General features: G+C 63.0%; 24 protein-coding genes. 9 read left to right on the forward strand and 15 right to left on the reverse strand.

Going from position 1 to position 22,910, the window contains the following annotated elements:
* Window position 1 precedes the first annotated feature (1 nt).
* Window positions 2–766 carry a siderophore-interacting protein gene (locus E3U23_RS13540; RefSeq protein ID WP_279351813.1) on the reverse strand — a complete coding sequence of 255 codons (765 nt, stop codon included), beginning with the start codon at window positions 764–766 and terminating at the stop codon, window positions 2–4.
* Window positions 767–907: 141 nt separating this feature from the next.
* Here E3U23_RS13540 and E3U23_RS13545 point away from each other — a divergent pair, with 141 nt between their 5' ends.
* The gene (locus tag E3U23_RS13545) at window positions 908–1,756 is read left to right on the forward strand and encodes a type 1 glutamine amidotransferase (protein ID WP_279351814.1); all 849 of its coding nucleotides are present in this window, start codon (window positions 908–910) and stop codon (window positions 1,754–1,756) included.
* A 37-nt stretch (window positions 1,757–1,793) separates the two neighbouring features.
* Here E3U23_RS13545 and E3U23_RS13550 read toward each other — a convergent pair whose 3' ends face one another.
* Entirely contained in the window at window positions 1,794–2,552 is a 759-nt protein-coding gene (locus E3U23_RS13550; RefSeq protein WP_279351815.1) for a 3'-5' exonuclease, read from the reverse strand.
* A 151-nt stretch (window positions 2,553–2,703) separates the two neighbouring features.
* Complete coding sequence (gene aroC / locus E3U23_RS13555; RefSeq protein WP_279351816.1) at window positions 2,704–3,786, reverse strand: chorismate synthase; 1,083 nt, start codon at window positions 3,784–3,786, stop codon at window positions 2,704–2,706.
* A gap of 90 nt (window positions 3,787–3,876) precedes the next feature.
* Between aroC and E3U23_RS13560 the strand changes: the two genes are divergently transcribed.
* The 4 genes from E3U23_RS13560 (at window position 3,877) to E3U23_RS13575 (ending at window position 5,549) form a co-directional block, all read left to right on the forward strand.
* Entirely contained in the window at window positions 3,877–4,056 is a 180-nt protein-coding gene (locus tag E3U23_RS13560; protein WP_279351817.1) for a hypothetical protein, read from the forward strand.
* Window positions 4,053–4,655: a Holliday junction branch migration protein RuvA gene (gene ruvA, locus E3U23_RS13565; RefSeq protein WP_279351818.1), complete on the forward strand. Its 603-nt coding sequence runs from the start codon at window positions 4,053–4,055 to the stop codon at window positions 4,653–4,655. The genes E3U23_RS13560 and ruvA overlap by 4 nt, the downstream gene beginning before the upstream one ends.
* A 65-nt stretch (window positions 4,656–4,720) precedes the next feature.
* Complete coding sequence (locus tag E3U23_RS13570; RefSeq protein WP_279351819.1) at window positions 4,721–5,017, forward strand: hypothetical protein; 297 nt, start codon at window positions 4,721–4,723, stop codon at window positions 5,015–5,017.
* Between the two features lie 19 nt (window positions 5,018–5,036).
* Window positions 5,037–5,549: a DsrE family protein gene (locus E3U23_RS13575; RefSeq protein WP_279351820.1), complete on the forward strand. Its 513-nt coding sequence runs from the start codon at window positions 5,037–5,039 to the stop codon at window positions 5,547–5,549.
* A 35-nt stretch (window positions 5,550–5,584) separates the two neighbouring features.
* On the opposite strand, the gene E3U23_RS13580 is transcribed toward E3U23_RS13575, so the two are convergent.
* Window positions 5,585–5,920 (reverse strand): GIY-YIG nuclease family protein, encoded by a 336-nt coding sequence (locus E3U23_RS13580; RefSeq protein ID WP_279351848.1) that lies wholly within the window; start codon window positions 5,918–5,920, stop codon window positions 5,585–5,587.
* Between the two features lie 137 nt (window positions 5,921–6,057).
* Between E3U23_RS13580 and ruvB the strand changes: the two genes are divergently transcribed.
* Entirely contained in the window at window positions 6,058–7,092 is a 1,035-nt protein-coding gene (ruvB, locus tag E3U23_RS13585; protein ID WP_279351821.1) for a Holliday junction branch migration DNA helicase RuvB, read from the forward strand.
* Here ruvB and E3U23_RS13590 read toward each other — a convergent pair whose 3' ends face one another.
* From E3U23_RS13590 to E3U23_RS13600, 3 genes are all read right to left on the reverse strand, one after another.
* Window positions 7,093–7,506 (reverse strand): rhodanese-like domain-containing protein, encoded by a 414-nt coding sequence (locus tag E3U23_RS13590; RefSeq protein ID WP_279351822.1) that lies wholly within the window; start codon window positions 7,504–7,506, stop codon window positions 7,093–7,095. It lies immediately after the preceding gene.
* Window positions 7,503–10,175, reverse strand: a complete 2,673-nt coding sequence (gene acnA, locus E3U23_RS13595) for an aconitate hydratase AcnA (protein WP_279351823.1) — start codon at window positions 10,173–10,175, stop codon at window positions 7,503–7,505. Before acnA ends, E3U23_RS13590 begins: the two co-directional genes overlap by 4 nt.
* Window positions 10,176–10,305: 130 nt before the next feature.
* Window positions 10,306–11,211 carry a DMT family transporter gene (locus E3U23_RS13600; RefSeq protein WP_279351825.1) on the reverse strand — a complete coding sequence of 302 codons (906 nt, stop codon included), beginning with the start codon at window positions 11,209–11,211 and terminating at the stop codon, window positions 10,306–10,308.
* Between the two features lie 155 nt (window positions 11,212–11,366).
* On the opposite strand from E3U23_RS13600, the gene E3U23_RS13605 reads away from it, so the two are divergent.
* Complete coding sequence (locus E3U23_RS13605) at window positions 11,367–12,785, forward strand: L,D-transpeptidase family protein (protein ID WP_279351826.1); 1,419 nt, start codon at window positions 11,367–11,369, stop codon at window positions 12,783–12,785.
* Window positions 12,786–12,789: 4 nt separating this feature from the next.
* Here the strand turns inward: E3U23_RS13605 and E3U23_RS13610 are convergent, their stop codons facing one another.
* The 4 genes from E3U23_RS13610 to ispG form a co-directional block, all read right to left on the reverse strand.
* On the reverse strand, window positions 12,790–12,960 hold the full coding sequence (locus tag E3U23_RS13610) for a hypothetical protein (protein WP_279351828.1): 171 nt from the start codon (window positions 12,958–12,960) through the stop codon (window positions 12,790–12,792).
* 319 nt (window positions 12,961–13,279) lie between these two features.
* Window positions 13,280–13,987 (reverse strand): murein L,D-transpeptidase catalytic domain-containing protein, encoded by a 708-nt coding sequence (locus E3U23_RS13615; protein WP_279351829.1) that lies wholly within the window; start codon window positions 13,985–13,987, stop codon window positions 13,280–13,282.
* The gene (locus tag E3U23_RS13620; protein ID WP_279351830.1) at window positions 13,984–14,904 is read right to left on the reverse strand and encodes a histone deacetylase family protein; all 921 of its coding nucleotides are present in this window, start codon (window positions 14,902–14,904) and stop codon (window positions 13,984–13,986) included. Before E3U23_RS13620 ends, E3U23_RS13615 begins: the two co-directional genes overlap by 4 nt.
* A gap of 33 nt (window positions 14,905–14,937) precedes the next feature.
* Window positions 14,938–16,086 (reverse strand): flavodoxin-dependent (E)-4-hydroxy-3-methylbut-2-enyl-diphosphate synthase, encoded by a 1,149-nt coding sequence (ispG, locus tag E3U23_RS13625; protein ID WP_279351831.1) that lies wholly within the window; start codon window positions 16,084–16,086, stop codon window positions 14,938–14,940.
* 70 nt (window positions 16,087–16,156) lie between these two features.
* Between ispG and E3U23_RS13630 the strand changes: the two genes are divergently transcribed.
* Window positions 16,157–17,158, forward strand: a complete 1,002-nt coding sequence (locus E3U23_RS13630) for a zinc transporter ZntB (RefSeq protein ID WP_279351832.1) — start codon at window positions 16,157–16,159, stop codon at window positions 17,156–17,158.
* A 7-nt stretch (window positions 17,159–17,165) separates the two neighbouring features.
* Here the strand turns inward: E3U23_RS13630 and E3U23_RS13635 are convergent, their stop codons facing one another.
* The 3 genes from E3U23_RS13635 to E3U23_RS13645 all read right to left on the reverse strand — a co-directional run bounded on the left by E3U23_RS13635 (window position 17,166) and on the right by E3U23_RS13645 (window position 21,327).
* Complete coding sequence (locus E3U23_RS13635; protein ID WP_279351833.1) at window positions 17,166–18,932, reverse strand: DUF885 domain-containing protein; 1,767 nt, start codon at window positions 18,930–18,932, stop codon at window positions 17,166–17,168.
* A 101-nt stretch (window positions 18,933–19,033) separates the two neighbouring features.
* Window positions 19,034–19,996 (reverse strand): SDR family NAD(P)-dependent oxidoreductase, encoded by a 963-nt coding sequence (locus tag E3U23_RS13640; RefSeq protein ID WP_279351834.1) that lies wholly within the window; start codon window positions 19,994–19,996, stop codon window positions 19,034–19,036.
* Between the two features lie 80 nt (window positions 19,997–20,076).
* Window positions 20,077–21,327 carry a mechanosensitive ion channel gene (locus E3U23_RS13645; protein WP_279351835.1) on the reverse strand — a complete coding sequence of 417 codons (1,251 nt, stop codon included), beginning with the start codon at window positions 21,325–21,327 and terminating at the stop codon, window positions 20,077–20,079.
* 126 nt (window positions 21,328–21,453) lie between these two features.
* Here E3U23_RS13645 and E3U23_RS13650 point away from each other — a divergent pair, with 126 nt between their 5' ends.
* A complete protein-coding gene (locus E3U23_RS13650) occupies window positions 21,454–22,458 on the forward strand; it encodes an isoaspartyl peptidase/L-asparaginase family protein (protein WP_279351836.1) in 1,005 nt (334 codons plus the stop codon).
* A gap of 100 nt (window positions 22,459–22,558) precedes the next feature.
* On the opposite strand, the gene E3U23_RS13655 is transcribed toward E3U23_RS13650, so the two are convergent.
* The coding region (locus tag E3U23_RS13655) for an OmpA family protein (RefSeq protein ID WP_279351837.1) at window positions 22,559–22,910 on the reverse strand (352 nt) is incomplete at its 5' end.

Below are 22,910 nucleotides of genomic sequence, written 5' to 3' on the forward strand. Positions count from 1 at the left end.
ATTACAGAGCGGTCACGGCCTCGGCATCCTCGCGCTTGGCGATTTTGTGATCTTCCTCGGTCAGCCCGCTTTTCCAGTAGCTGGAAAGGTAGAGCCGGTCCGCCGCTAGGTTCCGTTCTTCGCGAAGGTAAGTGCGGAGGCGGCGCATCGCCGTAAATTCGCACGCGGCCCATGCGTATAGGCGGCCATCCGGCCAATCGAAGCTACGCACCGCGTTCTCGAGCAGATCGGGCCGTGCGCCCGGCACAGGATTGATTAGCCAGTGGAGCACGATACCCGGCGGCGCGGTCAATGGCTGTATGTCGGCTTCGTCCTGCACTTCGAGAAACGCGGCTCCCCTCGCGTCCGGTGCGAGAGCTTCGAGATTGGCCGATATTGCCGGAAGCGCCGTCATGTCTCCGGCAATAAGATACCGATCGTATCCGGGCGGCAAGGGTTTCGCAGCCCCCGGCCCTCCTATCGCGATCGTATCGCCGGATTGCGCCGCAAGGGCCCACTGCGTTGCCGGACCTGCTTGCCCGTGCGCATCGGAATGCAGCGCGAAATCGACGTCCAGCTCTCCCTTTCGCTGATGGCGGATCGTGTAGGTTCTGACGACCGGCCGCCCGTCGCCGCTGCCGTTTTCAAGCATCAGCTTGAGATAGCCGCCTTTCTGGCCTGCTGGAAAATCATCGAGCTGCGCACCGCCCAAGGTGATCCGTAGCATGGAGGGGGTCACATGGCGGGTGTTCAGAACGGTAAAATTACGGGGAGCAGGGCGAGGCAAAGCAGATCTCTCATCAGGTTAGTGGCTGAAACTAGTGAGAATGCTTCGCAATTGCAAGTATGCGCGGTTCCGGTTCATCTCGATCCGTTAAGGCGGTCGCCCGGACATAAGGTGGACCCCATGCGTAGGGCAGGCGTGAACATGACAATCTTGATAGCCGAAAGCGGCACCTCGGAGGATCGTGCCGAACGGCGGGACGATGTGGGGAAGAGCTCGGGCGAAACCTATGCCGCCACACTCAGGCAACTCATGCCGGGGGCTCGTTTCGATATCGTTCGGCCTTCGGACGAGGGAGCAAGCGCGATGTCTGCGCAGGACGTTGCTGCGTATGATGCGATCTTCATCACCGGATCGCCGATGCATGTGTATAACGATACGCCCCCGGTCCGGCGGCAGATCGAATTCATGCAAGCCGTGTTCGCCTCTGGGACGCCATCGTTCGGTTCGTGTGCCGGGCTTCAGGTCGCGGTTGCTGCGGCCGGCGGAAAGGTTCGCCGTATGCCGGAGCGCCTGGAGGCGGGCATTTCGCGCGGCCTCGTTCGGACCGCTGCCGGCGAAGGGCATCCCCTGCTGGAAGGCAGGCCGGCGGTGTGGGACGCACCGGCGCTGCATGGTGACGAAGTCGAGCACCTTCCTGAAAATGCCACGCTTCTGGCGGGCAACAGGATCACGCCGATACAGGCCGCCGAGATACGACATGACCGGGGGATTTTCTGGGGTGTCCAGTATCATCCCGAACTGGCAATCGGCGAAATCGCGGCCGCATTGCGGCGGGAGTGCGATGCGCTGGTCGATGCCGGACTTGCCGAAGGACAAAGCGACGTCGGCGATATGGCGGATCGCCTGGATCGCCTTCATCGCGAACCGGATCGCCGTTCCTGCCAATGGCTGCTCGGTGTGGACGACGAGTTCGCCGACGAGACAAAACGTCGAACGGAACTGCTGAACTTCATTGCGGCGATCCCCTCGCTCGACCGCCGCGAAGGATGATACGTTCTGTGAAGCACGAGCATCCTACACCGCGCGACTAAAGCAATTCGCCTTGATCCGGGCCGCTGCCGACGGGCGAAATTCCGCCGTCGCGCCGCTCGATCTCGGTCCGTGCCGAAAAGCGGACATCCTCGTTCCGGTCCGTCGTGTAGCGTTGCAACGTCTTGTCATCCAACTCGCGCCAGTAGGTGCCGCGGTCGGCTCCGTAAGGCACGCGCGGCAGAAGTCCGGGCTCCGCGCTCCACGCCAGCAATTGGTCGAGGCCGGCCTCGTTGAGCTGGTCGCGCAGATGGTGCGCGGTCACGTATGCGTCCGGAAAGGAGCGGTGGACCGGCAAGCCTTTATCCCGGTCCAGACCCTCCGGCATGCGCCAGTAGCGCAGCACCTGATTGGAAAAGCCCGGACTGTCGGGCCACAGCCGCAGCGCGCATTTCCACGTGCAGATCCATTTCGCCCCGCCCGACAGCTTCGGGGTGCAGAAACGCTGCTCGAACGATGCGCGGTGGGCTGCGAGCGCGACCGCGCCTCCTTCCGGGCGCAGGATGGAGGGCGCGACCTCCTGCCAGAACGGCGCGTCCTTCACGTCTTCGTCCATGATGTGATGCACCGCCATGGTCACCGGGGGGATCGCCCTTCCGGGATTGACGAAGCAGGCGCCATGCTCGCTACTCAAGGACCACTCTCCGTCGTCATGAAGCACGACATCCTGCCAGCCGACTTCGCACACCGCGTGCGCCGGCGGGCTGGAACCGGTAGTTTCCAGATCGATTACGCGAACTCGGGTCGTCGGCTTCATTATGCTTAGGTAGGAAGCGCGCGGACGTTCTGCACGTGTTCTCTTGTTTGGCTATCTCGCGCTTTACGACCCACTTCCATCCGGCGTCGAACGTAATCCTGCTCCATAACCCTATCCGGGGTTTCGACGGCCTTTGCTCGTAGAAATCGCGCTATCCGCACTGCGCCCGGTGAAGCAGTTTGTGATCCGCCAGTACCAGCGCCATCATCGCTTCCACCACCGGCGTGCCGCGGATGCCGACGCATGGGTCGTGGCGACCCTTGGTGCGGACTTGCGCCGCCTCGCCGCCGCGCGTGATGCTGTCGACGGGTGTCAGGATCGAACTGGTCGGCTTGAACGCCACACGGCATGTGACCGGCTGGCCGGTCGAGATGCCGCCCGCGATGCCGCCCGCATGGTTGGCGGCGAATTCCACGCCGTCCGCGCCCGGCGTCATGGCGTCGGCATTCTCCTCGCCCGAAAGCCGCGCCGCGCCGAAACCGTCGCCGATCTCGACGCCCTTGACCGCATTGATGCTCATCATGCCGGCCGCAAGATCCGCATCGAGCTTGGCATAGAGCGGCGCGCCCCAGCCTGCAGGTACGCCCTCGGCCACGCATTCGACCACCGCGCCCAACGATGACCCGGCCTTGCGCGCCTCGTCCACCAGCGCCTCCCAGCGCCTCGCGGCGTCCGGGTCCGGGCACCAGAAGGGATTGCGCCCGATTTCGTCGCGGTCGAATCTTGCGGGATCGATCGCATCGCCGCCGATCTCGCTGACATAGGCGGTGATGCGCACCTCGGGGATCACCAGCCGCGCCACCGCGCCTGCCGCCACGCGCATCGCGGTTTCCCGCGCGCTCGAGCGTCCGCCGCCGCGATAATCGCGAAAGCCGTATTTCGCGTCATAGGCATAGTCGGCATGGCCGGGGCGATAGGTGTTCGCGATCTCGGAATAGTCCTTGCTCCGCTGATCGGTGTTCTCGATCAGCAGGGAGATCGGCGTGCCGGTCGTGCGCCGTGCTCCGTCTTGGCTTTCGAACACGCCCGAAAGGATGCGGACCGCGTCGGGTTCCTTGCGCTGCGTAGTGAACTTGTTCTGCCCCGGCTTGCGTGCATCGAGAAAGGGCTGGATATCGGCTTCGGTCAGTGAGATCCCCGGCGGGCACCCGTCGACCACCGCGCCGATCGAAGGCCCGTGGCTTTCGCCCCATGTGGTGAAGCGGAAGACCCGCCCGAACGTGTTCCAGCTCATGGCTATGCGTCTTAGCGGATCGCCGAATACTGTCGAGCGGGCGGGCAGCCAAGAATTTCCTACCCGCGCCCAAGGCGGCATGGTCGGCCGATGACTGAACCGTTCTTCAACCCAACCGATTCCTCCCCCAGAACTGTGTTCCATGTGTTCCATCGGGACGGGTTCGCCCTTGTGGTCTACAACTTCCATCCAACACTGGCCAAGGGCGGCCGGTTGGGGCAGGAACAAAACGCGCCCAATCGGCGGCGCAGCGTGGAAAGAAACCGATGATCGCGAAGCTGAAAGGCCTGCTCGACGAAACCGGCGCGGACTGGGCGGTGATCGACGTCTCGGGCGTGGGCTATCTCGTCCATTGCTCGTCCAAGACGCTGGCCGCTTTGGGTGAGGCTGGCGAGGGCTGCACGGTCTATACCGACCTTCAGGTGAGCGAGAACGACATGCGCCTGCTGGGCTTCGCCGAGGCGGCGGAGCGCGACTGGTTCCGTTTGCTGACGCAGGTTCAGGGCGTGGGCAGCAAGGTCGCGCTGGCAATCCTCTCGGCGCTCTCGACCGGCGAAGTGCAGCAGGCCTGTGCGGGCGGCGATGCCGCGATGGTCGCGCGGGCACAGGGCGTGGGGCCGAAACTGGCGGGCCGGATCGTCAACGAACTGAAGGACAAGGCAGGCGCATTGCCGGGCGGCGGCATGGCGGGCGCGGCGCCTGCGATACCGGCCGGCGGGGCGAGCGCCGATGCGGTGAGCGCGCTCGAGAACCTGGGCTTCAAACCGGCAGTCGCGGCGCGCGCCGTGGCGATGGCGCAGGGCGAATTGGGTGAAGGCGCGGCGGAAGGCGACCTGATACGGGTAGCGCTGAAGAGGGCGGCGGGATGATGAAGCGGTGGCGGCTGGCAATTCTGATTGCTTACGCGGTCGTCTCCGCATCCGCGATGGTGCGGATGGGCGATCCGGATCGCGCGGACTGGTATCCTGTTGCCATCCCGCTTCTGCTGTGGACCGTATTGCCGATAGCGATCTTGTGCCTGCAACCGTACCGCCCAAGGGCAAGCGGCATCGGCGCGGGGATTTCGGCGATGATCGGCGCTCTCATTTACCTGGCTACCGCTTGGTCCTCGACGGGCGACCCGCTCGATGGCTTGGTTTTCATGATGTTACCGGTCATGCAGCTTGGGTTCGCCTTGCTCTGGCTGGGCGGCGTCGCCCTTTATTACCGGCTGATCGATAGGAAGATCTGATATGCGTGTTATCCTGCCTATGTTAGTGCTTTTGGCCACGCCGGCGGCGGCGCAGGACGCCGCGCGGACCGGGCCGGTGTTCGACGGCTTCGGACCGCATGTTCCGGTCGAGGGGATCGAGGCGGTGCCCGCGGATACCGAATTCGCGCACAGCTTCGACGTTGCGCGCAATGCCGAGGGCGAGGCGCGTAACCGCGGGTTCGAAAGCGCGGCGCGGTTCATCAACATGCATGCCGCCCACGGAGTCGATCCCGACAATATGCGCGTGGCGGTGGTGGTGCATGGCAGCGCGGTGTACGACCTGCTGACCGATGAAGCCCATGCGGCGCGCGATTTCGGCGAAGTCAATCTGAGCGGCGACATGGTCCGTGCGATGCTGGACGAGGGCGTGCGCTTCATCGTCTGCGGCCAGAGCGCGGCGGGGCAGGGCGTCTCGCAAGCCGACCTGATCGAGGGCACGGAAATGGCCCTGTCCGCGATGACCGCGCACGCCCTCCTGCAACAGCGCGGTTATACGGTGAACCCGTTCTAGTGGTTGCCTGTCAATCTCGTCATCCTGAACTCGTTTCAGGATCCATCACGCGGCAAGTGCAGAACAAGCGGTGGCAGTCCGATGGCCGGCGCGTGGTCATGCCAGTCCGGGTTCTCGCTTTCGAAGAGATTGATCTTCCATTGCCTGCGCCAGTTCTTGAGCCGCTTTTCGCGAATAATCGCAGTATCCATGGCGTCGAACAGTTCGAAACGGACGAGATGGCGGACGGCGTAGCGCTTGGTGAACCCCTTAATAACACCTCCGCGGTGCTGCCAGATACGTCTGACCAAGTCAGATGTGACACCGATATAGAGCGTTCCGTGCGGCTTGCTGGCAAGGATGTAGACACAGGGTTGGCGCTCGGAATTCATGATCTTTCGCGTGACGAAGGATGGACCCTGAAACAAGTTCAGGGTGACGGTTTGGATAGCGCCAAAGCCATAACAAACCGTCATGCTGAACTCGTTTCCGCATTGATTTCACCGCAAAAGCTTACCTTCGAAATGCAATGACCGACCCCATCCCCCTTCACACACCAACCCGCCGGCCGGACGACCCGGACGCCGCCCTTCGTCCCAAAAGCCTTTCGGAGTTCGTCGGGCAAAAGGCCGCACGGGAGAATCTGCGCGTCTTTGTCGAGGCGGCGAAGGCGCGGGGGGAGGCGTTGGACCATGTGCTGTTCTTCGGCCCGCCTGGCCTCGGCAAGACGACGCTGGCGCAGATTGTGGCGAAGGAACTCGGCGTCGGGTTTCGGGCCACCTCCGGCCCAGTGATCGCCAAGGCGGGCGACCTTGCCGCGCTGCTCACCAATCTCGAGCCGAACGACGTCCTCTTCATCGACGAGATCCACCGCCTCAATCCGGTTGTCGAGGAAGTGCTCTACCCGGCGATGGAGGACCGCGCACTCGATATCATGATCGGCGAAGGCCCATCGGCTCGCAGCGTGCGGATCGATTTGCCACCCTTCACCCTGGTCGGCGCAACGACGCGGCAGGGCCTGCTGACCACCCCGCTGCGCGACCGGTTCGGCATTCCCGTGCGGCTGATCTTCTATACCGAGGACGAATTGCTGCACGTGGTTACACGCGGCGCGGGCCTGCTCGGCATGCCGGTGAACGAAGGGGGCGCGCGCGAGATCGCAAGGCGGTCGCGTGGCACCCCGCGGGTTGCCGGACGGCTGATGCGCCGGGTCCGCGATTTTGCGCACGTGCTGGGTGAAGGGCTGGTAACAGCCAGGGTCGCCGACGAGGCACTGACCCGGCTCGAAGTCGACCGGCTCGGCCTCGATGCGATGGACCGCCGCTATCTCACCATGATAGCTACCACCTATAAGGGTGGCCCGGTCGGGGTCGAAACTTTGGCCGCGGGCCTTTCCGAACCGCGCGATACGGTGGAGGAAGTGATCGAGCCCTACCTCATCCAGCTCGGCCTGATCGCGCGGACGGCGCGGGGGCGGATGCTGAACGATGGCGGCTGGGCGCATCTCGGCATGACGCCACCGAATGCGCCGGAAACGCCGCAGGGAGATATGTTCGAGAAATAATCAGCGGGCGACGGGAAGGCCGGCCCGCTCCCACGCGACGATGCCGCCCTTGAGATGCAGCACGGTGTCGTTCTCATACTGCGCAAGCCGCTCCGCCGCGATGTCGGAACGCCGGTCGGAACGGCAATAGAGGATACGCTCGCTGTTTCCGGCGGGGAGCAGAGCGGCGGGATCGAACCGATCGAGCGGGATATTGATCGCACCCGGCAGGTGCCCTTCGGCGAACTCCTCCGGCGTGCGGACATCGATGAGCTGGATCGGTTCGCCCGCGTCGATCCGCGTCGCAAGCGCGCGCGGTTCGATCGTCAGCACCCCGATCTGGCGCGGCCCCGCCCCCTCCTCGGCCGGCACGGACGCTCCGCAGGCGGCGAGCGGTGCCGCCGCCAGCAGGAGCGCCGCGAGCCGTGTCGTCATGCCGCCAATTTGCGGATCACGTACTGCAGGATGCCGCCGTTCTTGTAATACTCCATCTCGTTCGCCGTATCGATCCGGCAAAGCGCGGTGAAGTTGAACGTCTCGCCATTCTCACGGGTGACTTCGACTTCGACCTCCTGCGCGGGCTTGAGATTGTCGAGACCCTTGATGGTGAAGCTGTCCGTGCCGGTCAAACCAAGGGTCTGGCGCGTATCGCCTTCCTTGAACTGCAGCGGCAGCACGCCCATGCCGACGAGGTTGGAGCGGTGGATACGTTCGTAGCTTTCGACGATGACTGCGCGCACGCCCAGAAGGATCGTACCCTTCGCTGCCCAGTCGCGACTGGAGCCGGTGCCGTATTCCTTACCGGCGACGACCACCAGGGGCGTGCCGTCGTCCTTGTGCTTCATCGCCGCATCGTAGATCGGCATCTGCTCGCCCTTGTAGGTGGTGTAACCACCTTCCACGCCGGGGACCATTTCGTTCTTGATGCGGATATTGGCGAAGGTGCCGCGCATCATCACTTCGTGATTGCCGCGACGGCTGCCGTAGGAGTTGAAGTCAGCCTTCGCGACCTGGTGGCTCTTGAGGTACTCGCCGGCGGGGCTGTCTTCCTTGATCGAGCCGGCTGGGCTGATGTGGTCGGTCGTCACGCTGTCGCCCAGCACGGCGAGCGGCTTGGCGCCCACGATGTCGGCGATCGGTGCGGGCTCCATGCCCATTCCGTCGAAGAAGGGCGGGCTGGCGACGTAGGTGCTGGTGGGGTTCCAGCGATAGGTGTCCGACGCTTCAACCTTGATCGCCTGCCAGTGCTCATCGCCGTCATAGACATTGGCATAGCGGCTTTCGAACATCTCGCGGTCGATATTGGCGGCGCGGTGTTCGGCGATTTCCTGGTTGGTCGGCCAGACATCGGCCAGCATCACGTCGTTGCCCTGATGGTCCTGACCCAGGGGCCGTTCGGTGATGTCTTCCGTCACCGTGCCGAGGATCGAGTAGGCGACCACCAGCGGCGGGCTGGCTAGGAAGTTCGCGCGCACGTCGGGCGAGACGCGACCTTCGAAGTTGCGGTTGCCGGACAGGACGCTGGCGGCGACGATGTCGTTCGAATTGATCGCCTTGCTGATCGGCGGGGTCAGCGGACCGGAATTGCCGATGCAGGTGGTGCAACCGTAGCCGACGAGATCGAAGCCCATCGCGTCGAGATCGTCCTGCAGGCCCGACTTCACGAGGTAGTCGGTGACGACCTGCGATCCCGGCGCAAGGCTGGTCTTCACCCACGGCTTGGGCTTCAGGCCCCTTTCGCGCGCCTTCTTGGCGACGAGACCGGCGGCAATCAGCACATCCGGGTTCGACGTGTTGGTGCAGCTGGTGATCGCGGCGATCACGACGTCGCCGTCGCCGATGTCATGATGCGTATCTTCCACATCGACGCGCAGCGGCTTGTCCTTGCCGTAAATCGACTTCAGGTCGGTGTTGAACAACTCGTCGACCATCGGGAGCGCAACCTTGTCCTGCGGGCGCTTCGGACCGGCGAGGCTGGGAACGACCTTGGTCATGTCGAGGCTGAGCGTCTTCGTGAAGATGGGTTCGTTTTCCGGCTCGAACCACATGCCCTGCGCCTTTGCATAGGCTTCGACCAAGGCGAGCGTTTCTTCGTCGCGGCCGGTGAGGCGCATGTAGTCGAGAGTCTTGTCGTCGATGCCGAAGAAGCCGCAGGTCGCGCCGTATTCGGGCGCCATGTTGGCGATCGTCGCACGGTCGGCGAGGCTGAGGTTCGAGACGCCCGGGCCGTAGAACTCGACGAAGCTTCCGACCACGCCGACTTCACGCAGCATCTGTACGCAAGTCAGCACGAGGTCGGTCGCGGTCACGCCTTCGGCGAGCGCGCCATCGAGCTTGAAGCCGCATACCTGCGGGATCAGCATGGAGATCGGCTGGCCGAGCATGGCGGCTTCGGCTTCGATCCCGCCGACGCCCCAGCCGAGTACGCCGAGGCCGTTGATCATCGTGGTGTGGCTATCGGTGCCGACGCAGGTATCGGGATAGGCGACCAGTTCGCCGTCCGGTCCTTCGGACGACCACACGCCCTTGCCGATATATTCGAGGTTCACCTGGTGGCAGATGCCGGTGCCCGGCGGCACGGCGGAGAAATTGCGGAAGCTCTTGGAGCCCCATTTGAGGAAGTCGTACCGCTCGTTGTTACGCGCGTATTCCAGCGCCATGTTCTGTTCCATCGCCTTGGGATGGCCGAACTCGTCAACCATCACCGAGTGGTCGATCACGAGGTTGACGTTGACTTGCGGATTGATCTTCGCGGTGTCGCCGCCGAGCGCGGAAATGGCATCGCGCATCGCGGCAAGATCGACCACACAGGGCACGCCGGTGAAATCCTGCAGCAGCACACGGGCGGGCCGATACTGGATTTCCTTGCCCGTTGCCGGATTCTTCTGCCAGTCGGCGATCGCCCGCGCGTCCTCGGTCGAGACGGTGAAGCCGTCGTCCTCGAAGCGCAGCATGTTTTCCAGCAGGACCTTCAGGCTGAACGGCAGGCGCGAGACGTCGCCGATCGTTTCGGCGGCCTTGTCGAAGGAGTAATACGTATAGTCCTTCCCGTTGACGGTGAGCGTATCGCGTGTGGAGAGCGTGTCCTTGCCGACCTGGGTCATGGAGGCGTTGATCCTTTTGTTGAATGGAGCCGTCACCGGACCAATGGGCGGGACGGGGAAATGTGTCGTTCATCTGCGCTGTCGAAGCCGAAAAATCAAGGCTGCGGGCGTTGGCGGGCCTACCGTAACGTCAGATTGCGGTCTGCTCCGTCCTTTGGCGGCGCGTGGCGATCAGACAGCCGACGACGATGAGGATCGTACCTAGCAATGTGGCAGGACCCACCGGCTCTTCGAACAGCCACCAGCCGAGGATGGATGCCCAGAGAAACCCGGTATATTCGATCGGCACCAGCCGCTGCGTCTCGCTGCGTGCATAGGCCCAGGTCAGCAGCATGGCCGCGCCGATCGCGAGCGCTGCCGCGACCACGAGCGTTGCCCAGATCGGTTCGCCGGTGGGTATGTCGAGCAGGAACGGCGCGCCCGCGAACAGGATCAGCGCGACGGTACCGTTGCCGAACGCGCTCGCTTCCAAAGGCGAGGCGACGAGCGCCTGCTGGCGTTGCAGGATGAGATTGACCGCGAACAGCACGGCCGATCCCAGTATTAGCGCGATGCCGACAAAGCTCTCTGTGTCGAGCGCGCCTTTGCCCAGCCGACCTCCCACGATCACCATGACGCCTGCGAAACCAAGTATCGCACCCAGAATTGCGCGAGGGCGGATCGTTTCTTTCAGCACGGCGGCGGCGAGGTACAGCGCGATCAGAGGGGCGATGAAGCTGATCGCGATCGCTTCGGCGAGGGGCAGGCGGGTGATGGCGGCGAAGAAGCTCCAGCCCATGAACGCGCCCACCACGCCGCGCACCAAGTGGATGCGCAAGACCCGCCCGCGCGGAAAACGGCGGGTGCGGAACCACCAAATCGGCCCGGTCAGGCCTACGCCGATGAGGCAGCGAAGAAAATACGCACTGTACGCGCCGATGGCGAGTGCTGCCCCCTTCATCGCCGCATCCATCGCCGAATAGAGGGCGATCCCCGCGATGGTGGCGAGAATTGGACCGAGGCCGGAGCCGGTATCGGGGCGGGGGGGATCGGCCATCGGTCAAGCGCATAGGGGGAAGCGCTGGGCGCGTCACGCGGGTTCAGCGCGCGTCAAGCCGGGGTGCTGGAATAGCCGGTGCAGTTGTTTTATATAGCGCAAAATACCGCAGGAAGGCGCGCGATGAAGCGGGCCGCGGCAAGGTGGGCAGACTGATGAATATCGCCAAACTTCTTATCGCAGGTTCGACCGTCGCGGCACTTGCCGCCTCTCCGGTCTCGGCGCAGAACGCACCGCCGCAGAACATCCTGCCGATGCGGGACATCCCGAAGACCGCGCCCGAACCCGATGGCGACGAACCGGCTGCCGCCGAAGCGGCGAAGGACGAGAAAGAGACCTTCGACCAGGTCTTCATGCAGCAAGGCGAGGTTGTGCAGGAAATTCCGTCGCTGGTCGGCGAATGGAGCGTACCGCAGGCCGAGAAACTGCTCGCCTATATCCCGTCGGTCAAAGCGGAAGGCCTCAACCCCTCGGACTATGACGCCGGTCTCCGCGAGGCGATTGCGGCGGGCGAGGGCAATGCGCTGAACGAGATCGCCAGCCGCGTGTTCGTCTGGCTGGTGGAGGACCTGCGCGACGGGCGCACGCCGATGGAAGCGCGCAAGCAGTGGTTCGTGGTGGATCCCGATCCCGACCGCCTGCCGAGCCACGCCATGCTCGAACAGGCGCTGGCGAGCGGCGACATCGCCGGGACGTTGAATGCGCTTACCCCGGTCCATGCCGACTATGCGCGGCTGAAAGCGCAGCTCGCGACTGCGAAGGACCCTGCGAAGCGCAAGCTCATCCGTGCCAATATGGATCGCTGGCGCTGGCTGCCGCAGGATCTGGGGCGCCAGTATCTTCTCACCAATGTTCCGGAAATGCAGCTGCGCCTGACGGTGGGCGAAAAGATCATCAAAAGCTATCGCACCGTGGTCGGCAAGCCTGGCCGTACCGCGACCCCGCAGCTCGCCGAAATGGTCGAGGCGGTGATTTTCAACCCGACCTGGACCGTGCCGCAATCGATCGTGCAGGGCGAAGGACTGGGCAACAAAGTGCTGAGCAATCCCGGTTGGGCGCGCCGTGCGGGTTACAAGGCGACCAAGGGCGAGAACGGCTGGATTACCGTGGTGCAACAGCCGGGGCCGAACAATTCGCTCGGCCTGATGAAGCTCGACATGCCGAACGAGCATGCGATTTTCCTGCACGATACGCCGAGCCGCAATCTGTTCGAGCAGGACAACCGCGCGCTGAGCCATGGCTGCATTCGCGTGAAAGGCGCGCGCGAACTGGCGATGACGATGTCGATGCTCGGCAATGCGGACAGCCGCGAGGATATTCCGGCGATCCAGGAAGAAGTGTCGCAAATCACCGCGAGCGGCGAATATACGCGCTATCCGATGAAGAAGCAGTGGCCGGTCTACATCACCTATTTCACGATGGGCACCGATGTGGACGGCCAGATGCGCAGCTTCGCCGATGTCTATGATCGCGACGCTCCCGTGCTGGCCGCGTTGGATGCGCCCCGCCAGAACGACCGCGCTCGCGAAACGAGCGAGGAAGTGGTCGAAATCATCGACGACATGCAGACGTGAGGGGTTAGTCGAAGAGTTCGGCTTCCTCTTGCATTGCGAACACATTGCGGCGGTAGAAATAGCCGGTAGGAAAAGCGAAGCACGCGACCATCAGGAATTCCGCCCAAGGAAAGTCATGTTCGTAGGATGGGTCGAGGACCAAGCCGCTGATTGCGAACGCGGCGGCAAAGGGCATCGACGGCTGCTACGCCCAACGCAGCGGGCTGGGCAACATGTCGGCCCAATAGAGCAGCTATGGGGAAGCCGCAGACCACTAGATAGAACGCTACGACAAACGATGCCGCTATGATCGCTATTGCGATCATAAGGCCAGTCGCCACTACCATCATGAGCAAGTCAAGCGGCGCGAAGTTCAGGGTTGGATGCTCCAGCAGCAAGATTATGGTGCCGTTGGCGATCACGCCAATCGCAGCAGCCGCTATGCTTGCTGGAACGACTGCGCCGAGAAGTGCGCCTGGACCGAAGCCTCCTTCAAGGCCCGGGCAATAGACCAATCAATACATCCCTGGGTTCGTCCGCTCGAACGTTCCGCCGCCCTCCCGCCTCAGCAAGTCCGTCTGCGGTCGCGGAGGTTCGACGATGCTTCCGTCCTCCGCTAGCCCAAGGCTCTCTGCATAGATCAATCGACCGCCGGACAGGTCGATCAGCGCTTTCTTGAACTGGACCGGCCCCATGGCGAGGCAGCCGTTCGAGCGGCCAAGCCGACCCCAACGCGCCACATGCTCGGGTGTGGCATAGTTCGCCGGATGCATCACGATTGCGCGAGCGAGGGCATTATCATTGGTAGGATCGAGCCCGTCCATCCGGATCGACGTGCCGTAACGCCCCGTATACCAACTGCGGGTCATATAGGCGCCGCGGCTTGTGCATTCCGAACCTTCGATGTTCGAATAGCGCTTGAGCCACCCATCGTGCTGCGCATCGGAGCCCGTGCCGTGCGTCACGTGGAAGCTCTGGACACGCTCGTTCACCAGATCGGCGAAATGGAAGCGGTGCCGCGCGCTGTGCAGGCCGAAATCGGCGATGCCGACGATGTCCTTCTTCCAGATGCCGTCCCCGACACGGGCGAGTTGTTCACGCGCAATTTCCAGCAAGCGGCGATCGCGCGCGGCGGTCGGATTAACCTGCGCGAAAAGTTTGCCGGGAGCCAGAGCGGCAGTGCCTGCAACAAGCGATGTTTTCAGAAGGTCGCGACGGTTCATGTTGCGCTCTCCCTAGCAGAAAATTCGCTGACGGAGGATGAACGCGAATGTCGCATGTTCGCTTCGGCGCACGCGATCATCGATCGGGCGTGCCGTTCGGCGACCGGGCGCGGATCCCTCCCATAACCACCGCCCAAGGCACTAGCGATGGGCAGCCCGCGCCGCCGAACCTCGTTCACCACGAAGCGGTCGCGCGCTGCGATTCCCTCGTTGGTCAGGGCGAGACGGCCGAGCTTGTCGTTATAGTGAACGTCGACCCCCGCTTGGTAAAAAACGAAATCGGGCGAGAAGCTGTCGAGGATATCGGGCAAATTGCGCGACAGGGCGTCGAGATAGCCGTCGTCATCCGTCCCGTCGGCCAGCGCGACATCGCGGCTGGAGCGGGCCTTTTGCGCCGGAAAATTCTTCTCGGCATGAAGAGAAAGGGTGAACACGTCATCGCGCCCCGCCATCAGGCTTGCCGTGCCGTCGCCCTGATGGACGTCGCAATCGACGATCAGCACGCGTTGCGCATCGCCCTGCGCAATCAAACGGTTGGCGTTCACCGCGAGATCATTGAACACGCAATAGCCCGCGCCGGTATCGTGCAATGCATGATGGCTGCCCGCCGCGCTGTTTGCGGCATAGCCGTGCTCCATCGCCAGACGTGCCGCGAGCCAGGTGCCGCCATTGGTGTGCCGCACCCGGTCGCGAATACGCTCCGTCACCGGAAAGCCGATCCGGCGCTCCTTCTCGCGCGGCACGTTGGCGCCGAACACCTCCTCGACATAGGTGGGATCGTGCACCGCCTCGAGCCATTCGCGCGGGCAGGGCGGCGGGGCATGTTCGGTAAGCGGGTAACCGCTTTCCCGTAGCGCGATCATCACCAGCATGTATTTGTCGAAGCGGAACGTACCGCGGTCGGGCGGCGGCGCCATGTAATCGACATGGTGGACGACGTGGAGCAGCGCCTACTCCGCCGCTTCGGCCGGGGCGGCGTGCGGATCGTAGGCGGTCGCCTCGCCGGCTTCGATCGCGGCGGCCTTTTCTTCTACCAGCCTGACGATGTGGTCGAGCATCGCCTCGCTTTCGATATGGTGGTTCTTCACGCCCGAAAGATAAACCATGTGCTTGCCCGAGCCGCCGCCGGTAAGGCCGATATCGGTCTCGCGCGCTTCGCCGGGGCCGTTGACGACGCAGCCGAGGACCGAGAGGCTCATCGGTGTCTTGATGTGTTCCAAGCGCGATTCCAGAGCTTCGACCGTGCGAATCACATCGAAACCCTGGCGCGAGCAGGACGGGCAGGAAACGACGCGAACGCCGCGCGTGCGCAGGCCGAGGGCCTTCAGCATTTCGAAACCGACCTTCACCTCCTGCTCCGGCTCGGCGGAGAGGCTGACGCGGATCGTGTCGCCGATGCCCGCCCACAGCAGGCTGCCGATGCCGATGGAGGACTTGACCGTGCCGCCGATCAGCCCGCCCGCCTCGGTGATGCCGAGATGCAAGGGGCAATCGACCGTCTCGGCCAGGGCATGATAAGCCGCAACCGCGAGGAACACGTCGCTGGCCTTCACGGCCACCTTGTATTCGTGGAAGTCATGATCCTGCAGCAGCTTGATATGATCGAGCGCGCTCTCGACCAGCGCTTCGGGGCAAGGCTCGCCGTATTTTTCGAGCAGATGCTTTTCCAGGCTGCCGGCATTCACGCCGATGCGGATCGCGCAACCATTCGCCTTTGCGGCGCGGACAACCTCAGCCACCCGCTCGCTCGAGCCGATATTACCGGGATTGATGCGCAAACAGGCCGCGCCCTTGTCTGCCGCTTCCAAGGCCCGTTTGTAGTGGAAATGGATGTCCGCAACGATTGGGACGTTCGCCGCCGCGGTGATCTTGTCGAAATGGGCAGTCGCCTCTTCCGTCGGGCAGGAAACCCGAATGATGTCGGCCCCCACATCCTCGCATCGACGGATCTGGTCGATGGTCGCGCCCACATCCTCGGTTGGCGTATTGGTCATAGTCTGAACGCTGATCGGGGCATCTCCGCCGACGGGGACGCTGCCCACCATGATCTGGCGGGATGGACGGCGCTCGATCGTGCGCCACGGGCGAATGGAAGACATGGGCGGCAATATAGAGCAGCGCATGTGAAGGGGCAATGACAGCGCGACCGGCATGCGGCATGGGGGCAACATGACGCGTAGACACAATGCCGACAGCCTCGACGGACCCCTGCTATTCGCGCGGGTGCTGGACGGGAAGGGCGGCGGCCGGCCGATCGACTGGGCGGGCGTGCGCCTTTGGAAGCCCAAGCAACCCGAGGACGTCCTCTGGACCCATATTTGTCGTAGCCAGCCGGGCGTGCAGGAATGGCTGGAGCAGGAACTGGCCATTCCCGAACCCACCGCGGAATTGCTGGTGTCCGACGATACGCGGCCGCGCGCCTTTCGCGACGGGCGCACGCTGGTAGCGACGCTGCGAGGAATCAATTTCAATCCTGGAGCCGAACCGGAGGACATGATCTCGATGCAGATGTGGTGCGACGGGCGACGGCTTGTCACCCTTCGCCGGTATCCGCTGCAAACGCCGCGCGATGTCCTGGCCGAGATCGATCGGGGGGAAGGACCACTCGACGCGGGCGCTACGATAACCCGGCTGGCCGAACTGATGGTCACCCGCATGAACCAGTCGATCGTCGATATGAATCAGGTGATCGACGCATTGGAAGATGAAGACCCCGAAGACGATCCGGAAGGCATGGCCTCGCGCATCGCCGCCATCCGGCGGAATTGCTTAGGGCTGAAACGCCATATGTCGCCGCAGCACGTCGCGCTGGAATCAATCAGCCGCGATGCCCCGGTTTGGTTCGAGGATCACGACCGCCGCGAGATTGCCGAGACGATCGATCGCCTCCGCCGCTATCTCGACGATATCGATATCAGTAAGGAAAGCGCGGTCGTGCTGCAGGACGAATTGCGCGCCCGCAGTCAGGCGAGCAGCGAGCATGCGACCTATATGCTTACCATCGTAGCCGGCATCTTCCTGCCGCTTAGTTTCCTGACCGGCCTGCTTGGTATCAATGTCGGCGGGATGCCCGGCGTGGACGACGGGCAGGCGTTCTGGGTTGTCGTGGCGATTTGCGTAGGTGCGTTCGTCGCCCTGATGCTTTTGTTTAAGAAGCTACGCTGGCTGTAGCGGGGGGTTAGCCCCCCGCCAACCGGACAGGCACGAATTCCTCTCGCACCGCTTGCGCAATCAGTTCGAGCGGAATGATGCCCTGGCTCAACAGAAAGTCGTTGAACGCCTTTTCGTCGAACCGCTCGCCTAGTGCGAGTTCGGTTTCCACGCGCAGGTCGGTCAGCTTGCGGAAGCCGTAATAATAGGCGCCCGCCTGCCCCGGTGCGTTGAATTGATACCGGTCGAGTTCCTGCTTGGTCATTCCGGGCGACAAGCGCACATCCTCGCGCAGCACGCGTTCTGCTTCCTCGCGCGTGATCATGCCGAGATTGAGCGCCGGGTCGAGGAAGGCGCGTGCCTCGCGCAGCAGGCGCAATTGCTGGGCGACGAACTGGCCTTCGATCGGCTCGAAGGGCAGCATTTCCGCTTCCGCATAAAGCGCCCAGCCTTCGACGTTCACGCTGTTGAACGCGTACAGCATACGGGCGAGGCTGACGCCCTGCTTGACGAGAGCGTCGAACTGCATCTCGTGCCCGGGGCGCGCTTCGTGCGCGCTCAGCGTCCATGCGGCGGCGGCGTAGTTGAAATCGTCATACGCGTCCTCGGCGCTGGCCGTGGGATTGCCGGTGGTGAGGACGAAAACGCCCTGCTCGCCCGTATTCCCGACCAGACGCGGCGGGCGCATATGCGGGGCGGGCTGCGCCGCGCTTTCCGCCACGGTGGCGACGCGCATCTGAAGTTCGGTGTCCGGCACCGAGACAATATCGTTCGCGGCGATCTTTTCCTCGATCTGCCGGTTCACGTCGCGGTAGAAGGCCTCGATCTGATCGTTCGGGATCTTCTCCTGCTTCAGCCGGGTCATTACCGCGCCGTAATCCGTATCGGTCCAACCGCGCGCCTCGGCGATCTGCGGGGCAAGCGCTTCCATCTGTGCGCGGGTTTCGTAGAAGCCGCGCCGCGCTTGGCTCATTGCTTCGCGCGGATCGATATCGATGCCGACATTGCGCAAAGCGAGGGCGTACAGTTCTTCCGGCAGCCGGGCTTCCGTGCGCGCAGCCGGCAGCACGGTAGTGCGGGTCCATTCGCCATAATCGGTAAACTGGCGTTCCAAGGCGTCGAGCGATTGCTCCGCCCCGTCGATTTCGTATTTTTCGAATAGGTCGCGCAGGCCTGCAATGAAGGTGGGGGTCTTGGCGATCGATTCCTCGACCTCGACCCGGTAGGGCCCGAGCTTTCCTTCCCCCCGGCTTTCGTCGAACCGTTGCTTCGCCTGTTCGGTGTAGGGCGTGCCGCCGTTCGTACCGGCATAGTTTTTCAAAAGAGCCAGCGCCGAGCCCCTGCGGTTCTCGACCGTCTGATCGGACAGGATCGCGCCGATAGTGTAGAACACGGTTTGCGGCAGGGTGTCGAAATCGAGCAGATATTGCTCGCCCAGCTGCGTCGAGAGGATGGACCGGTCGAGGCTGTCGATCAGGATGGCAAGGTCCTGCTTGACGTAGGGATTGGTCTCCCGCGCCATCGCCGCCTCGAATTCGCCCTTCAGCGCAGTTGCGCCTGCAAGATACCGTTCGTCGCGATCGGCAGAGATGTCGAACGTGCGTCCGTCATATTCTTCGTAGCCGGACTGGCTCGCGCCTTCGGGAAAAAACTGCGCTTCGAACGCAATCAACTTCTCGGTATAGGCGTTGCTCGTTTCCACCCAATCGGGCTGCGTAGCCTGAGTTTCCTGCGCGTATACGGGGGTGACGGGCAGGGCGACGGCAAGCGCGATAGCGGCGGCAAGATGTTTCATCGGTTCGGTCCTCTCCTAATTCGAACGGTCTGAACCGGGCGGCCGAAGGACGCAAGCCGCCCTCCGACCAAACGCCGACGGACTTGGACGGAAGGCGAAGATCAATAGGCGAAGCGTTCGCCGACCATCTCCTCGCTCAAGCTCCAAAGTCGGTCCGCCTTTTCGGAATCGATAGCATAGCTGCGCACACCGCCGGTCGTGCTTTCGTCATCCTGATCGGCGACGTGGCAGTCCTCGCAATAGAGTCCGCCCGTACCTTCCAGTTCAGGCGTGGTCGCCACCCAGCAGGTGGTCGCAGCGCCTTGCGGGATGGTTTTGAAACCCTGCGGCTGTTCGCCGCTCGCTTGGGCATTCTTGCGAATACGTTCCATCAGATCGGCCATGTCCTGTTCGCTTAAGTGACGCCCGAGATTGGTTTGGATGCCGCCGGGATGGAGGGCGTAGGCGTGCATACCGCGTCCCGACAGCCGCTCTTCCAAAGCCACGGCGAACAGGACGTTGGCGGTCTTCGATTGCCCGTAGCTGCGCCATTTGTCGTATTCGCGGTCTTTGAAATTGGGATCGTCGAAATCGACCGGTGCGATATGATGCCCGCGGCTCGACAGGTTGACGATCCGCACCCGCTCCCCCTTTTCAAGCAAGGGCAAAAGGCGGTTGGTCAGCACGAAATGACCAAGATGATTGACGCCGAACTGCCGTTCGAACCCGTCTTTCGTATGGGCGAAATCGCAAGCCATCACGCCGGCATTATTGATGAGCAAATCGATCTTCTCGAACCGTTCGATGGCTTCGTCGGCTGCCTTGCGGACGGATTCAAGGGACGCGAGATCGCATGCGAGCGTATCGATTGTCGCGCCGGTTTCATTGGCGAGCTTAGATTGCGTTTCGCGCAGCTTATCGGTGTCGCGTCCTGCGATGATGATATGAGCGCCCCGCGCCGCCATCGCCCTCGCCGTTTCTTGTCCCAGACCGGAATAGCCACCTGTTATCAGAACGGTCCGACCGGTGAGGTTCTTATCGGCCAGCACTTCGTCAGCCGTGGTGTTTTCATCGAAGTCGTTCATGGGATCACTCGCACAGGATGGATGCGACCCATCGCAAGGAGGAAGGGGCTCCGACGATATCACCGGAGCCCCTCATTCGATCATGCTCCCGGGGGAAGCGGATCGTTGCTGGTCGGTTCGTTCGCCAGCGAACGATCGACAGTGGTTGAAGACGGACCGCGGTGCTTCTCGACCTTGTCGTCCAGTTGTTCGAGCTTGCGGCCGGCCCATTGGCGTCCGCCCAGACCGAAAGCGAGGGCGCCCGCCACCGCTGCGCCGATCACCAAAGCGCCGAAGAAGATGCGGATGATGTCTTCGCCGATACCGGTGAATTGCAGGCCCATGAAGGTGAAGACGAAGATCGTCGCCCATTTGATGATGGTCGCCGCAAGGCCGGTCTCTTCGCTGCCGCCGATCATCGCTGCCAGCATGCGGGCGATGAGAAAGCCGACGAGTATGACGACTGCGCCGAAGATCACCTGGCCGCCGAGTTCGAGCACCTGATTGAGGATGGCCGTCAGTTCGGGAAAGCCGAGCAGGCGGGTCGCCGCAATCGCGAAGAACAGAATGATGGCGATCTGTGCCACGCGTGCGACGATGCTCGAAATGGTCGTGCCGCCGGGCAGGAGGTCGGTCGAACCGATGGCGCGATCAACACCGAGGCCGGGCAGGATTTCCTTGAGCAACTGCACCACGAAGCGGCTAATGAGATAGCCGATGCCGAGCAGCAAGGCCGCTCCGATGATCAGCGGGATGGCATTCAAAAGCATGCTCAGCATATTGCTGGCCGGTTCCGAAATGGTCCGCAGGTTGAGCGCTTCGAGTGCCATGATCGAGACGATGATGACGATGATCGCATAGATGATCGTGCCGATCGTCTGGCTAAGCCGAGAATTGCCGGTGAATTCTTCCGCCCCGCCGCGATTGACCCATTTGTCGAAGCTCACCGTCTGCAACGCCGTGACTGTCAGGTCACGAATGATCTTGGCAATCATCAGGCCGATGAAGAAGATCAGTGCCGCACCGATCAGGTTGGGAATGAAGCTGGCGATATCGTTGAGCAGCGTCTGAACCGGGCTCATCGCACCGCCGAGGTCGAACACCTGAAGGATTGCCAGCAGGCCAATCAGCCAAATGACGAGCGAAACAATCTTGCCAAGTGACTCGCCGAGGCTGGAGCCGTTGCCGGTTCCACGCTGGAAGAAGGACACATTGTCGACGAGCTTCGCGAAGGCCCACTTCGCCGCGCGCGCCAGCGCCCATGTGACGACGAGGATGACGAGCGCGAGGACGACCTTCTCCAGTATGTCCACCGCCAGTCCCTGATCGAACCGGTAATTGCCCATTTGCATGGTGTTACTCCCTGTTTTGGACGCGCAATGTGCACACGTTTCCCATTTACTGAAAAAACAGCAGCGACAACGGTTCCGCATTATAAATCGTTTGGCAAGGTTCCGGCTCTGCGGCAGGATGGCAAAATGCGAACGATAATGCTGCTTTCCGCCCTTCTCGCAACCACTGCCGCCAGCGCTCAGGACATGCCGATGACCGATCGACCGCCCGAACCCAAGTGGTCGCTGGCTATCCATGGCGGGGCCGGCACGTTGACGCGCGACGACATGACGCCGGAGCGCGAGGCGGAATACCGCGCGGCTTTACAGGCGGCGCTGGATGCCGGGGCGAAGGTACTGGCCGACGGAGGCGAAGCGCTCGATGCGGTCGAAGCGGTCATCCTGCGGTTGGAGGACGATGAGAAATTCAACGCCGGGCGCGGCGCTGTATTTACGTGGGACGAGACGCACGAACTCGATGCTTCGATAATGGACGGGCGCGACCGTTCGGCTGGGGCGATCGCCGGGGTGACGGGAATACGGCATCCGATCCTGCTCGCGCGAAAGGTGATGGAGGATAGCCCGCATGTGATGCTTGCCGGCCGCGGAGCGGAAGAATTCGCGGCGGAGAACGGTATCGAGACGATGCCGCCCGAATGGTTCGATACCGCACCGCGGCGCGAGGCATTGGAGCGCGTCAAGACGGAGCAGGTCTCCGCGCTCGATGTCGATATCAAGTTCGGCACAGTCGGTGCGGTTGCGTTGGATCGAGGCGGTAATCTCGCCGCCGGCACCTCCACCGGCGGAATGACCGGCAAACGCTGGAACCGCATCGGCGACAGCCCGGTGATCGGTGCGGGCACCTATGCGGACAATCGATCCTGCGCCGTCTCGGCCACGGGGTGGGGCGAGTATTTCATCCGCGTCGGCGTGGCCAAGGCGATCTGCGACCGCGGCCTACTTGCTGGCGAGAATATGCAGACCGCCAGCGACACCGTCATGGCCGAGGTAAAGACGCTCGGCGGGGACGGCGGGGTCATCGTGGTCGCTTCGAACGGGGATGCGGTGTTCAGTTTCAACACCAGCGGCATGTATCGCGGTCGGGCGACCAGCGGCGGAACGAACGAAGTGGCAATCTACGGCGAGGAATAAATCTCCGGCCAGATCCGCAGGCTTACCACAAACTCGGCCTCAAACGAAAAAGGGGCCGGATCGCTCCGGCCCCTTTTCCAATTCGCTGTGGCAGCGTGGCTTACATGCCCGAACCCGGACCGTAAGTGATTTCCACCCGGCGGTTCTGTAGTTCGCGCACACCGTCGGCAGTAGGAACGCGAAGCTGCGTTTCGCCGAAGGCTTCGCTGCTGATCCGGCCATCCGGAACGCCGCGGGCGGTGAGATAGTCGCGCACCGAGGCGTTACGACGCTCTGCCAGGCCCATATTGTAGCTGGCGGTACCCGACGTATCGGTGTGGCCTGCAAGCATGACGGCAGCCGTTCCGCAGTTCGCATACGCCGAAACCGCATTATCGAGGATCGTGGCCGCTTCCGGGGTGATGTTGGATTCATCCCAGTTGAAGAACACGATGTACGGACCCTGCTGGCAC

Source organism: Erythrobacter litoralis, assembly GCF_029760855.1.
Taxonomy (GTDB): domain Bacteria; phylum Pseudomonadota; class Alphaproteobacteria; order Sphingomonadales; family Sphingomonadaceae; genus Qipengyuania; species Qipengyuania litoralis_A.